Genomic DNA, 12,581 nt, shown 5'->3' with positions numbered 1-12,581 from the left:
GACACCCCATGCACGCCGACAACGCCAACCCCGACGGGACACCCACCCACCGCCTCGCGCCGGCCTCCCGTCGGGCCGTGCTGCGCGCCTCCGGGCTCGGCGGGCTCGCCCTCGCCGGCACCGCCCTCGCCCTCTCCCCCGCCACCGCCGCCTCCGCCAAGCCGGACGGCCCGCCCGCCCCGCCGACCCCGCCGGCCCCCGGCCTCAACGGGGTGCTGCACGTGGGCACCGTCGCCGCCCTGCTCGCCGTCAAGCCCCACACCCTGCGCGCCGGGCAGGTCGTGCACGTCGACGGCTACCACGCCGCCGGCGACGGCGCCGCCCGCCTGCTCCGCTGGGACGCGGCCAGCACCGCCCCCGCCAACGGCGGCACCGTCCTCGCCCCCGACGGCAACCGGCCCGGCCGCTGGCTCCAGCTCCACGACGGCGTCGTCGAGTTCCGGCACTTCGGCATCTTCGACGCCGGCACCCCCGCCGACGCGGCCCTCGACGCGATGGTCACCGACCCCACCGTGCACCGCATCGAGGCCCACTCCGACCTGCACTTCGTGAAACGGCACCGGTTCACCCGCAGCGACCTGGTGCTCGACTTCGGCGGGCACACCATGTCCACCGACGGCATCGCCGACGCCGGCCGCGACGACCCGTTCGCCGCCGTGCTGTTCTTCCAGGGCAAGGTCACCGACGAGGTACGCACCCACACCCTCACCGAGGCCGTCCGGGAGGGCTGGGACTCGTTCCAGGTCGCCGACTCCGCGGCGTTCGCCGTCGGCCGGTGGTACGCCGTCGAGGTCGACCGGCTCGCCGGCACCTGGGAACGGGAGCTGCAGAAACTCGTCCAGGTCACCCAGATCGTCGACGGCACCCACATCCGGGTCAACTACAAGAACGGCTGGGAGCTGGCCGCCGGCCGCACCCTCACCTGGACCCGGGTCGAACCGGTCAGCCGGGTGCACGTGCGCAACCTCGTCTTCACCGGCAACGGCGCGGACCAGTACACCGGCTCCCACCCGGTCGCCTACGAGTACGCGGTGCACTGCGACGTCGCCGACATCGACGCCACCGGCACCTTCTGGCCGGTGATCATGCGGCGCTGGTGCACCTACTTCCACACCGCCCGGTGCACCCTGAAGAACCCGACCTCCGTCACCTGGGGCGGCGCCGGCTACCTCACCCAGCAGATCTACTGCCTGTACGGGCACGTCGAGGACTGCCGCACCTCCAACGCCCGGCACCTCAACGACTGGACCGCCTCCGCGTACGGGTACGTCACCAACTGCCACGGCGACGGCGACGACCAGGGCCCCTTCGTCACCCACGGCCAGTACGAGCACGACCTCGTCTACACCGGCAACTCCGGGCTGATGACGTTCGCCAACTCCGGCGCGGCCTGGGGCTCGGCGGCGAAGCGGATCACCGTCCGCAAGCACGTGTGCTCCTGGTTCGTGGCCCGGGTCAAGGTCACCGACCTGACCCTGGAGGACGTCCAGGTCATCCGCAAGGCCGGGCTGGCCGGCTCCGGGATGCTGTGGGTCAACGCCGACGGGGTGCAGCTGCGCGGCTGCTCCGCCGACGACACACTGATCATCTCCCAGCAGTCCACCCGGTCGCAGCGGCCCAACGTCATCGAGGGCTGTTCCTTCACCCTCGCCACCGCCGGCACCGACGTGGTGCAGGCCAGCGTCACCACGCCGGTGCACCTGGTCCGCACCACCATCCGCGGGGTCGACGGGCACACGTTCAGCGGCACCGGGCGGCTGCACCTGACCGACGTGACCCTCGTCGGCGCGCCCGACGCCGCGCCGGCCACCGTCAAGTCCGCCGACCTGCGCGTGACCGGCGGCACCCTCACCGACACCGGCATCCGCCTCGCGGGCACCGCCGACCAGCGGATCACCGTCGGCGGCGGCGCGGTGCTCAGCGGCACCAACTCCGCCGGGGCGCTGCTGTCGCGCGCCGCGGCCACCGGCGTCGTGCGGTGGGAGCTGGGCGGCTACCTCAGCACCACCGCCGACGCCGGCACCGCGCACGTCGCCGTCGACGCCGGCAGCAACCGGTACTCCGCCGTCGGCGTCCAGTTCACCGGCGGGAAGCTGCGGCTGGCCGACGCCGGCTTCGGCGAGGGCTCGTACCTGCACCACACCGGGTGCGTCGAGGAGGGCGTGTCCCGGGAGCTGCCCGCCGCCGGCCCGCGCGTCCGCGACGCCGGGAACCTCACGGTCTGACCACCCCACGACGAGAGAAGGCGAGGAGCCAGGTGCGACAGCAGGACCGGCCGGTGCGGGTGGCGCTGGCGGGCGCGGGCAACCGGGGCCAGACGTACGCCCGCTGGGTGGCCGCCAACCCCACGCGGGCGCGACTCGTCGCGGTCGCCGACCCGCGTCCCCACCAGCGGGGTCTGATCACCGCCGCCCACCCGGGCGCGGCGGAGTTCGCCGACTGGCGGGACCTGCTGGCGGCGGACCTGGCGGCCGACGCGGTCGTCGTCGCCACCCAGGACCGGATGCACGTCGAGCCGGCCGTCGCGTTCGCCAAGGCCGGCCGGCACCTGCTGGTGGAGAAGCCGCTCGCGCCGACGGCCGACCAGTGCCGCGAGATCGTCGACGCGGTGCGCGCCACCGGCGTGCTCTTCGCCGTCTGCCACGTGCTGCGGTACACCCCCTACACCGACCTGGTGAAGCGGGTGGTGGACAGCGGGGTGCTGGGCGAGATCGTCAGCGTCCAGCACCTCGAGCCGGTCGGCTGGTGGCACTACGCACACTCCTACGTGCGCGGCCCCTGGCGGCGGGAGGAGCTGGCCACCCCGATGCTGCTGGCCAAGTCCAGCCACGACCTGGACTGGCTCGGCTACGTCACCGGCCGGCGCATCGAGCGCGTCGCCAGCTTCGGCGGGCTGCGCCACTTCCGGCCCGACCAGGCGCCGGCCGGCGCGACCGCCCGGTGCCTGGACTGCCCGGTCGAGCCGGGCTGCCCGTACTCCGCGCCGAAGCTGTACCTGCCGGTGCTGCGGGAGCACGGGCCGGTCTGGCCGGTCAGCGTGGTCACCGACGGCACCGACGAGGCCGCGCTGGTCGAGGCGCTGCGCGCCGGCCCGTACGGGCGGTGCGTGTACTCCGGCGACAACGACGTCGTCGACCACCAGGTCGTGGCGATGGAACTGACCGGCGGCGTCACCGCCACCTTCACCATGGCCGCCTTCACCGAACAGACCCACCGGCAGACCCAGTTGTTCGGCACCCACGGCTGTCTGTCCGGCGACGGCGAGCGGGTCCGGGTGCACGACTTCCGCACCGACCGGATCGAGGTCCTCGACGCCGGCACGGTCGGCGGGTCCACCGCCGCCGACGACCACGGCGGCGGCGACACCGGGCTGATGGACGCCTTCGTCCGCGCCGTGGCCACCGGCGACCGCCACCACATCCGGTCCGGGCTGGACGAGACCCTCGCCAGCCACCTCGCGGTCTTCGCCGCCGAGACGGCCCGGCACACCGGCACGGTCGTGACCGTGCCCGCGCAGTGAACCACTTCGAGAGGAACGCACAGATGAGACTTCGCAGGTTCGCACCGGTCGCGGCCGTCGCGCTGGCGGCCGGGCTGCTCGCCGCCTGCGGCGGCGGCTCCGAGGCCGGCGGCGACAGGCAGAGCGTCACCATGTGGATCTACCCGGTGGTCCCCGACGAGGCCACCCACAAGGGCTTCTGGGACAAGCAGGTCGCCGCGTTCAAGGCCGGCCACCCGGACGTCGACGTCAAGGTCGAGATCTTCCCGTGGGCCAAGCGGGAGGAGTCGCTGACGGCGGCGATCGCCGGCGGCAAGGGCCCGGACGTCGTCTACCTGATCCCCGACCAGCTCGGCAAGTTCCAGAAGATGATCGAGCCGGTGGACGACTACCTGCCCGCCGACGCGAAGGCCGACTACCGGGAGAACGTCCGGACCGCCGTCACCCTCGACGGCAAGATGCTCGGCGCGCCGCTGCTGACCAGCAGCAACCCGCTGATGTGCAACGCGAAGGTGTTCGCCGCCGCCGGGCTCACCGAATATCCGAAGACCTGGGCCGACCTGCTGGCCCTCGCGCCGAAGCTGAAGGCGAAGGGCTTCGACGCCACCAACTACTACGCCGACCCGAGCGCCACGCTCAACCAGTCCTTCTACCCGCTGCTCTGGCAGGCCGGGGGTGACGTGTTCACCGCCGACGGCACGTCCGTGGCCTTCGCCGGGCCCGAGGGCGTCAAGGCGCTGACCTTCCTCAAGCAGCTCGTCGACGGCGGCTACGTCCAGAAGGACCTGATCACCAGCATCCCGGCGTTCGAGCAGACCAACGTGGCGAAGAACAAGGTCGCCTGCACCTGGCAGCACGTTCCCGCCGACGTCGAGCAGTTCTGGGGCAAGGAGAACATCAAGATCTTCCCGCCGCTGAGCGACGTCAGGAGCGTCGGCTACGGCACCGTGGGCAGCCTGTCGATCCTCAAGGGCAGCAAGGCCAAGAAGGCCGCGGGCGAGTGGATCACCTTCGTCACCGCGCCGGCGGTCGCCTCCGCGTACGACGTCGCCGGCGGCTACTTCTCCGCCAAGACCTCCGCCGGGTCGCTGTACCCGCAGGACCCGGTGAGCACCGAGATGGAGAAGACCCTGGGCAGCACCACGGTCGGCCCGCTCCACGAGAAGAGCCGCGAGGTGATGGGCGTGCTCGCCCCCGAGATCCAGGCCGCCCTGATCGGCAAGAAGACCCCGGAGCAGGCGCTCGCCGACGCGGCGAAGGCCGCCGACGCGCTGCTCTGAGCCCCGCCGGCCCGCCGCCGTGCGGCGGCGGGCCGGGCACCACCACACCGGCCCGACCGGCCGGTGTCGAACCTGCGAAGAGGATGGCGAGATGGCCGTACCTGCTCAGCTGCCGGCCCGCAGAGCCCGGCGGGTGATCGCCCGGCGCGAGGCACGATGGGGTCTGCTCTTCGTCCTCCCCGCGTTCCTGCTGTTCCTGGCGTTCCGCTTCGGCCCGGCTATCGCCGGCCTGGTGCTCGGCTTCATGGACTACACGATCGGCGGCGACGCCGAGTGGACCGGCCTCGACAACGCCCGGCGGCTGGCCGACGACCCCGTCTTCTGGCAGGCGCTGCGGGTCACCGCCGGCTACACCGTGCTGTACGTGCCGCTGACCGTCGCCGCGTCGGTCGGGCTGGCGCTGCTGGTCCGGCGCGGCTTCCGCGGCGTCGGCCTGTTCCGGTCGGTGTTCTTCCTGCCGGTGGTCACCAGCCTGGTGCTGGTCGCCACCATCTTCTCCTGGGTGTTCTCCTCCGACGGCCCGTGGTCGCGGATCCTCGGCTGGGTCGGCCTGCCCGACGACTCGTGGCTGGCCTCCAGCACGCTGGTGCTGCCGGCGCTCGCCCTGGTCGGCGTCTGGTCGCACTTCGGGTACGGCATGCTGATCGTGCTCGCCCGCCTCCAGGACCTGCCCCGCGAGCAGGAGGAGGCGGCGCTCACCGACGGCGCCGGCCCGTGGCAGCGGTTCCGCTGGATCGTGCTGCCCCAGCTCAAGCCGGTGCTGTTCTTCCTGCTGGTGATCGAGACGACCGCCTCGTTCCAGGTCTTCGACCTGGTGTACGCGATGACCGGCGGGGGTCCCGCCCGCGCCAGCTACACCCTCGTCATGGCCCTGTACGACCAGGGCTTCAAGTACTTCGACCTCGGCTACGCCAGCGCGATCGGGGTGGCCCTGTTCGTGATGACGCTGGTCGTCGCGCTGATCCAGCGGCTGACCCTCGGGAGGGACAAGTGACCGCCACGACCACCGCCCCCGCGCCCACCCCGGCGCCCCCGCCGCGCCGTCGGCGGCGCTCCTACCGGGCGCTGCAACCCGGGCCCGGCGGCGTCGTGCTGCGCTACGTGCTGCTCGCCGTGGCCAGCGTGGTCACGTTGTTCCCGTTCTACGCGATGGTGGTGCTGAGCCTCAAGCCCGCCGCCGCCGTCGAGTTCCCCGGCAGCCTGCTGCCCTGGCCGATCGAGTTCGACGCGTACGCGACGGTGCTCGACTCGCGGGACATCCTGCGCTGGCTGCTGAACACCACCATCTACTCGGTGGTCAGCGTCGTCGCGGTGCTGCTGCTGGCCGCCATGGCCGGGTACGCGTTCGCGAAGAAGCGCTTCCCCGGCCGGGAGACCATGTTCTGGTCGTTCCTGGCGATGGTGATGGTGCCGTACCACGTCACCCTCATCCCCACCTTCATCCTCATCGCCAAGGTCGGCGGGGTCGACACGTACTGGGGGCTGATCCTGCCCACCCTGGCGAACGCGCAGGCGGTGTTCCTGATGCGGCAGTTCATCCAGGGCCTGCCCGACGAGCTCTTCGAGGCGGCGAAGATCGACGGGGCGTCCGAGTGGCGGATGTTCGTGCGGATCGTGCTGCCGCTGTGCAAGCCGATCCTGGCCACCCTCGGCGTGTTCGTCTTCCTGTGGCACTGGAACGACCTGCTCTGGCCGCTGATCATCGGGCAGAGCGGGGACATGCGCACCCTCACCGTCGGCATCGCCTCCCTCCAGCAGGAGCAGGTGCCGCTCAACGTCATGCTCGCCGGCTCGGTCGTCGCGTTCGTGCCGATCTTCGCCGCCTACCTCGTGGGCCAGCGGTACTTCACCGAGGGCGTCACGATGTCCGGAATCAAGGGATGAGTGCAGTGTTCAACAGCGAAACCGAGTTGGAGGAGCGGCTCGCCCGGCCCTCGGCGGCGCTCGTCGCCGACCTGGCCGGCGGCGCCGGCGACCTGGTGGTCCTCGGCGCCGGGGGCAAGATGGGTCCGTCGCTGTGCCGGCTGGCCCGCCGGGGGCTCGACGCCGCCGGCCGCACCGGCGACCGGGTGTACGCCGTGTCGCGCTGGTCGGACCGGGCGGCCGCCGCAGCCCTGGCCGCCGACGGGGTGGAGCCGGTCGCGTTCGACCTGCTCGGCGACGGCGACCTGGCCGGGCTGCCCGACGCCGCCGACGTGGTGTTCATGGTGGGCGCGAAGTTCGGCACCGCCAGTGCCCCCTACCTGGCCTGGGTGGTCAACGCGGTGCTGCCCACGGCGGTGGCCCGGCGTTACCCGGCGGCCCGGATCGCCGCCTTCTCCACCGGCAACGTCTACCCGATGGTGCCGGTGGGCACCGGCGGCTGCGTGGAGACCGACCCGACCGGGCCGCTCGGCGACTACGCGATGAGCTGCCTCGGCCGCGAGCAGGTGTTCGCGCACGCCGCCGCCACCCGGGACACCCCGGTCGCGGTGCTGCGGCTCAACTACGCGGTCGACCTGCGCTACGGCGTGCTCGCCGACATCGGCCACGCGGTGCTCGCCGGAGAGCCGGTCGACGTCACCACCGGCCACGTCAACGTGGTCTGGCAGGGCTACGCCAACGAGGTGGCGCTGCGCGCGCTCGGACACGCCAGCACCGACGTGTTCACCCTGAACCTGACCGGCCCGGAGACCGCCCCGGTGCGCCGGATCGCCGCCCGGATGGGCGAGCGCCTCGGCCGCCCGGTCGGCTACACCGGCGAGGAGGCGTCGACCGCGCTCCTCAACGACGCCACCCGCTGCCACGCGCTGTTCGGCTACCCGGACGTCGCGCTGGGCACCCTGATCGACTGGCAGGCCGACTGGCTGGCCGCCGGCCTGCCCACCTCGGGCAAGCCCACCAAGTTCGCCGTCCGCGACGGGAGGTTCTGACCGTGTCCCTGGACCTGCTGCGCGCGGGGACCGTCATCCCCGCGCACCCGCTCGCGCTGACCGCCGACCGCCGCCTCGACGAGCGGCGGCAGCGCGCGCTGACCCGCTACTACCTGGCCGCCGGGGCCGGCGGCCTCGCCGTCGGCGTGCACACCACCCAGTTCACGATCCGGCAGGCCGGCCTGCTGCGGCCGGTGCTCGCCCTGGCCGCCGAGACCGTCGACGCCGAGGCCGGGCGGCCCGTGGTGAAGGTCGCCGGGGCGTGCGGTGACACCGCCCAGGCCGTCGCCGAGGCCGAACTCGCCGCCGGCCTCGGCTACCACGCCGTGCTGCTGTCCCCCGTCGTGCCGGGCGCCGACGAGGCGTACCTGCTCCGGCGGGCCCGGGCGGTCGGCGAGGTGCTGCCGGTCGTCGGCTTCTACCTCCAACCGGCCATCGGCGGGCCGCGCCTGTCCCCGGCGTTCTGGCGGGCGTTCGCCGACCTGCCGTCGGTCGTCGCGGTGAAGCTGGCCCCGTTCGACCGGTACCGCACCCTGGAGGCGGTGCGCGGGATCGCCGCCGCCGACCGGGGCGCGGAGGTGGCCCTCTACACCGGCAACGACGACCACATCGTCGGGGACCTGCTCGGCGAGTTCGCCGGCCGCCGGTTCGTCGGCGGGCTGCTCGGCCAGTGGGCGGTGTGGACCCGCGCCGCCGTCGGGCTGTTCGCGCGGGCCCGCGCGGCCCGGGACGGCGACGCGGCGGCGCTGGCCGAGCTGACCCGCCGGAGCGCGGCGGTCACCGACGCGAACGCGGCCGTGTTCGACGCCGCGAACGGCTTCCACGGCTGCATCGCCGGGGTGCACGAGGTGCTGCGCCGGCAGGGGCTGCTCGACGGGGTGTGGTGCCTCGACCCGGCCGAGGGGCTGTCGCCCGGCCAGGCGGAGGAGCTGACCCGGGTGCGCGCCGCCTACCCGTGGCTGACCGACGACGACTTCGTCGCGGAGCACCGCGATGGCTGGCTCCGGTGAGCAGCGGGCAGCCGCCGGGCCGGCGGGCGGCCCGGCGGTGACCCCGACCACCGGCGCGCGCCGCCCGGTCACCGTGGTCAGCGTGTCCGCCGCGCTGCGGGCCCAGTTCTTCCCCGACCGGGTCGGCGACCGGCTGGCCGCGGCCACCGACGCCACCCTCGTCGACGACCACGCGGCGCTCACCGGCGTCGACCTGGCGTCGGTGCTGGCCCGGGCCGAGGTGCTGGTCACCTCCTGGGGTGTGCCACGGCTCGACGCGGCCCTGCTCGACCGGGCCCCGGCGCTGCGGCTGGTCGCGCACACCGGCGCGTCGGTCAAGCCGTTCGTGACCGCCGAGCTGTTCGCCCGCGGCGTCACGGTCACCCAGGCCGGGCAGGGCATGGCCCGGTCGGTGGCCGAGGTCGCCCTCACGTTCACCCTGGCCCTGCTGCACCAGACGCCCCGCTTCGACCACGCCCTGCACGCCGGCGCCGGGTGGCACCGGGCGGAGCAGGCGCCGCCCCGGCACGAGATCCTCGGCTGCCCGGTCGGCGTCGTCGGCGCGTCCCGCACCGGGCGGGCGTACCTGGAACTGGTCCGTGCCCTCGGCGCGGAGGTCAGCGTCTGCGACCCGACCCTGAACCCGGCGGACGCCGCCCGGCTCGGCGTCCGGCTGGTCGGCCTGGACGAGCTGCTCGCCGGCAGCCGCATCGTCGCGCTGCACGCGCCGACCCTGCCGGAGACCCGGCACCTGCTCGGCGCCCGCGAGCTGGCGCTGCTGCCCGACGGCGCCGGTCTGGTCAACACCGCCCGGTCCTGGCTGGTCGACGAGGCGGCGCTCGTCGCGGAGCTGGCCCGCGGCCGGATCGACGCCGCGCTGGACGTCTTCGACGAGGAGCCGCTGCCCACCGGCCATCCCCTGCGAGGGCTGCCCAACGTGCTGCTCACCCCGCACCAGGCCGCCGGCACCGTGCAGGGCCGCCGGCGTCAGGGCGAGATCGTCGTCGACGAGATCGTCCGGTACGCCAGCGGGCGGCCCCTCGCCCACGCGGTCACGCCCGAGCTGCTCGCCCGGACCGGCTGACCGGCGCGGCCACCCCCACCGGGGCCCGTCGAGGGGCCCGCCGCACCATCTGGAGAGGACACCATGAAGTTCATGCGGATCGGCCCGGTCGGCGCCGAACGGCCGGTGCTGTTCGACGGCACCGACCACTTCGACCTGAGCGGGGTCACCGCCGACATCGACGCGGCGTTCCTCGCCGGGGACCCCGTGGCGCGGGTGCGGGCGGCCGGCCCGCTGCCGCGTCTCGACGTGACCGGGGAACGGGTCGGCGCGCCGATCGCCCGCCCCGGCGCGGTGCTCTGCATCGGGCAGAACTACGCCGCGCACGCCGCCGAGTCCGGCGTCGCCCCGCCCGAGCTGCCGATCCTGTTCCACAAGCCACCCAACACCGTCGTCGGCCCGTACGACACGGTGCTCATCCCGCGCGGCTCGACGAGGACCGACTGGGAGGTCGAGCTGGCCGTGGTGATCGGCAGGCGCGCCCGCTACCTCGACTCCCCCGCCGAAGCCCTCGACCACGTGGCCGGATACGCGGTCGCCAACGACGTCTCCGAGCGGGACTACCAGTTCGCCGACCCGGGCGGCCAGTGGGCCAAGGGCAAGTCGTGCGAGACCTTCAACCCGCTCGGCCCCTGGCTGGTCACCCCCGACGAGGTGGGCGACCCGCAGGCGCTGCGGCTGCGCTCGTGGGTCAACGGCGCGCCACGGCAGGACTCCCGCACCACCGACATGATCTTCGACGTGGCGTACCTGATCTGGCACCTGTCCCAGTTCACCGTGCTCGAACCCGGCGACCTGGTCAACACCGGCACCCCGCAGGGGGTGGCGCTCTCCGGCCGGTTCCCCTACCTCGCCGCCGGCGACGTGCTGGAGATGGAGATCGACGGACTGGGCCGGCAGCGCAACCCGGTCGCGCCGGCGTGACCGCCCCGGTCGCGTACCGTCCGGCCACCGCGGCGGACGTGCCGTCGCTGCACGCCACCTGGGCGGAGGCGTTCGACGACGCGCACGTCGTCCGGCTGTGGTCCGGCGACCCCGGCCGCCTTCCGCGTACCTTCGTGGCGGTGCAGGCCGGGACGGTCGTCGCCGCCGTCTACTACCTGCCCCGCCGGATCCGGGACGCCGCCGGCGGCGTCGACCTGGTCGGCGGCGTCGCCAACGTGGCCACCCGGCTCCGGGCGCGGGGGCGCGGGCACGTCCGCCGCCTGCTCGACCTGGCCGTCACGGCGATGGCCGCGGACGGCTGCGCCTGGTCGCTGCTGTTCACCGGCACGCCCGGCGTGTACGCGTCCAGCGGCTACCGGCCCTTCGCCCTGCGCTACCCGGCCGGGCGGCCGGCGGCGGCCACCGCCACGGCCCCACCTGCGGGCTGGACCGTGCGGGCGGAACCCGGGGTGGACTGGGCGGGGCTGGCCCCGGTGCACGCGGTGTTCAACGCCGACCGGCCGCTGAGCACCGTGCGGAACGCCGACGACTGGCGGCTCCGGGTGCCGGTCTGGTATTCCCCGCCCACCGAACTGCTGGTGGCCCGCCACCGGGGCCGGGTGGCGGGCTACCTGGCCGCGCACTGGGCTCCCGGGCGCGTCCGGGTGGTCGAGACCGCCGCCCTGCCCGACCGGCCGGACGCCCTGCCCGCCCTGTTCCGCGCCGTCGCCCGCGCCGCCGCCGCGCGCGACGTGCGGCACTGCGTGGCCCGGCTGCCCGCCGACCCGGCGATCGACGCCGCGCTGCCGTTCCTGCTGGCCGCCCCGACGGCGGAGGCCGACACCACCGGGATGGTCCGGCCGGTCCACGCGACGCCCGACCACGTCGCCGCGATCACGGCGGCGCCCGGGGCGTTCCACTGGCCCGCCGACTACCTGTGACGGCACGCCACACCCGGCCCCGCCGCCGTCGACCTCGTCCGTGCCGCCGCGCGGGGCGGTCGCCGGGTCACGGGGTGAAGCTGGCGTAGTAGGACGCCCCCATGTCCTGCTCGCCGTGCCCCTGGGCCGCCGCGCGCCGGAACCGTTCCGCGCCGGCGGCCACGACGTCGAGGCGTACGCCGTGGTCCTCGCCCGCCGCGACGATCAGCCGGGCATCCTTCTCGGCGGTCTCCACCGCGAAGCTCGCCGGCGACAGCCGGCCCTGCCGCACGAGGTCGGCCTTGGCGTGCAGGTAGCCCATGTCGAGCGGGCCGCCCCCGATCACCTCGAAGAAGCGGTCCGGGTCGACGCCGAGCGCCCCGGCCAGCGCGAGCATCTCCGCCGCGCCGTGCGTCACCGTGAGCACCCAACTGTTGGCCACCAGCTTCAACCGGGTGCCGTCGCCCCGCGCGCCGTCCTCGCCCAGCCACACCACCCGGGCCGCGATCGCGTCGAGCACCGGGGCGAGCCGCTCCCGGCCGGCGTGCGGCCCGGCGGCGAGCACGGTCAACTGGCCGGCCTCGGCCGGCTGCCGGGTGCCGAGCACCGGCGCGTCGTAGAAGGCCACCGAGTGCTCGGCGGCGGTCGCGGCGAGCCCGGCCACGTCGCCCAGGCTCGCGGTGGTCGTCTGCAACCAGAGCGCGCCCGCCCTCAGCCCCGGCGCGGCCTGCCCGATCACGTCGCGCACCGTGCCGCCGTCGTACAGCATCGTGATGATCACGTCGGCGTCGCGGACGGCGTCGGCCGGCGAGTCCGCGACGGTCGCGCCGGTCCCCGCCGCCTTCTCCGCAGACCGGTTCCACACGCGCACGGCGTGCCCCGATCGGACGAGATTGCGGGCCATCGCGGCACCCATGATGCCCGTGCCCAGGACGCTGACGGTCAACTCTTCGGTCATGGACCCATCCTTGCCTACGGCCGGTCCCCGTCGGTC

General features: G+C 74.3%; 11 protein-coding genes. 10 read left to right on the top strand and 1 reads right to left on the bottom strand.

The window, feature by feature from the left end; genetic code table 11:
- The first annotated feature begins 8 nt into the window (after positions 1–8).
- The 10 genes from O7633_RS31975 (at position 9) to O7633_RS31930 (ending at position 11,608) form a co-directional block, all read left to right on the top strand.
- Positions 9–2,225, top strand: coding sequence for a hypothetical protein (locus O7633_RS31975; RefSeq protein WP_282325055.1), 2,217 nt, complete (start codon positions 9–11; stop codon positions 2,223–2,225).
- A gap of 32 nt (positions 2,226–2,257) precedes the next feature.
- Positions 2,258–3,520 (top strand): Gfo/Idh/MocA family oxidoreductase, encoded by a 1,263-nt coding sequence (locus tag O7633_RS31970; RefSeq protein WP_282325054.1) that lies wholly within the window; start codon positions 2,258–2,260, stop codon positions 3,518–3,520.
- Between the two features lie 23 nt (positions 3,521–3,543).
- On the top strand, positions 3,544–4,779 hold the full coding sequence (locus tag O7633_RS31965; RefSeq protein WP_282325053.1) for an extracellular solute-binding protein: 1,236 nt from the start codon (positions 3,544–3,546) through the stop codon (positions 4,777–4,779).
- 91 nt (positions 4,780–4,870) lie between these two features.
- The gene (locus O7633_RS31960) at positions 4,871–5,773 is read left to right on the top strand and encodes a sugar ABC transporter permease (RefSeq protein WP_077937265.1); all 903 of its coding nucleotides are present in this window, start codon (positions 4,871–4,873) and stop codon (positions 5,771–5,773) included.
- On the top strand, positions 5,770–6,663 hold the full coding sequence (locus tag O7633_RS31955) for a carbohydrate ABC transporter permease (protein WP_282325052.1): 894 nt from the start codon (positions 5,770–5,772) through the stop codon (positions 6,661–6,663). Before O7633_RS31960 ends, O7633_RS31955 begins: the two co-directional genes overlap by 4 nt.
- 5 nt (positions 6,664–6,668) lie before the next feature.
- Positions 6,669–7,691 carry an NAD-dependent epimerase/dehydratase family protein gene (locus O7633_RS31950; protein ID WP_282325051.1) on the top strand — a complete coding sequence of 341 codons (1,023 nt, stop codon included), beginning with the start codon at positions 6,669–6,671 and terminating at the stop codon, positions 7,689–7,691.
- A gap of 2 nt (positions 7,692–7,693) precedes the next feature.
- On the top strand, positions 7,694–8,701 hold the full coding sequence (locus O7633_RS31945) for a hypothetical protein (protein ID WP_282325050.1): 1,008 nt from the start codon (positions 7,694–7,696) through the stop codon (positions 8,699–8,701).
- Entirely contained in the window at positions 8,685–9,764 is a 1,080-nt protein-coding gene (locus tag O7633_RS31940; protein WP_282325049.1) for a hydroxyacid dehydrogenase, read from the top strand. The genes O7633_RS31945 and O7633_RS31940 overlap by 17 nt, the downstream gene beginning before the upstream one ends.
- A 63-nt stretch (positions 9,765–9,827) precedes the next feature.
- On the top strand, positions 9,828–10,667 hold the full coding sequence (locus tag O7633_RS31935) for a fumarylacetoacetate hydrolase family protein (RefSeq protein WP_282325048.1): 840 nt from the start codon (positions 9,828–9,830) through the stop codon (positions 10,665–10,667).
- On the top strand, positions 10,664–11,608 hold the full coding sequence (locus tag O7633_RS31930; RefSeq protein WP_282325047.1) for a GNAT family N-acetyltransferase: 945 nt from the start codon (positions 10,664–10,666) through the stop codon (positions 11,606–11,608). The genes O7633_RS31935 and O7633_RS31930 overlap by 4 nt, the downstream gene beginning before the upstream one ends.
- A 67-nt stretch (positions 11,609–11,675) precedes the next feature.
- Here O7633_RS31930 and O7633_RS31925 read toward each other — a convergent pair whose 3' ends face one another.
- Positions 11,676–12,545, bottom strand: coding sequence for an NAD(P)-dependent oxidoreductase (locus O7633_RS31925; protein ID WP_282325046.1), 870 nt, complete (start codon positions 12,543–12,545; stop codon positions 11,676–11,678).
- Positions 12,546–12,581 lie beyond the last annotated feature (36 nt).

Origin of the sequence: Micromonospora sp. WMMD712 (genome assembly GCF_029581295.1) — a bacterium.
Classification (GTDB): domain Bacteria; phylum Actinomycetota; class Actinomycetes; order Mycobacteriales; family Micromonosporaceae; genus Micromonospora; species Micromonospora carbonacea.
Note: the sequence above shows the minus strand (reverse complement) of the source record. Positions and strands in the feature narration are given on the sequence as shown.

Coding starts and splice junctions, on each gene's coding strand:
- O7633_RS31965 (WP_282325053.1), top strand. CDS start 3,544: ATGAGACTTCGCAGGTTCGCACCGGTCGCGGCCGTCGCGCTGGCGGCC.
- O7633_RS31940 (WP_282325049.1), top strand. CDS start 8,685: ATGGCTGGCTCCGGTGAGCAGCGGGCAGCCGCCGGGCCGGCGGGCGGC.
- O7633_RS31935 (WP_282325048.1), top strand. CDS start 9,828: ATGAAGTTCATGCGGATCGGCCCGGTCGGCGCCGAACGGCCGGTGCTG.
- O7633_RS31960 (WP_077937265.1), top strand. CDS start 4,871: ATGGCCGTACCTGCTCAGCTGCCGGCCCGCAGAGCCCGGCGGGTGATC.
- O7633_RS31925 (WP_282325046.1), bottom strand. CDS start 12,545: ATGACCGAAGAGTTGACCGTCAGCGTCCTGGGCACGGGCATCATGGGT.
- O7633_RS31975 (WP_282325055.1), top strand. CDS start 9: ATGCACGCCGACAACGCCAACCCCGACGGGACACCCACCCACCGCCTC.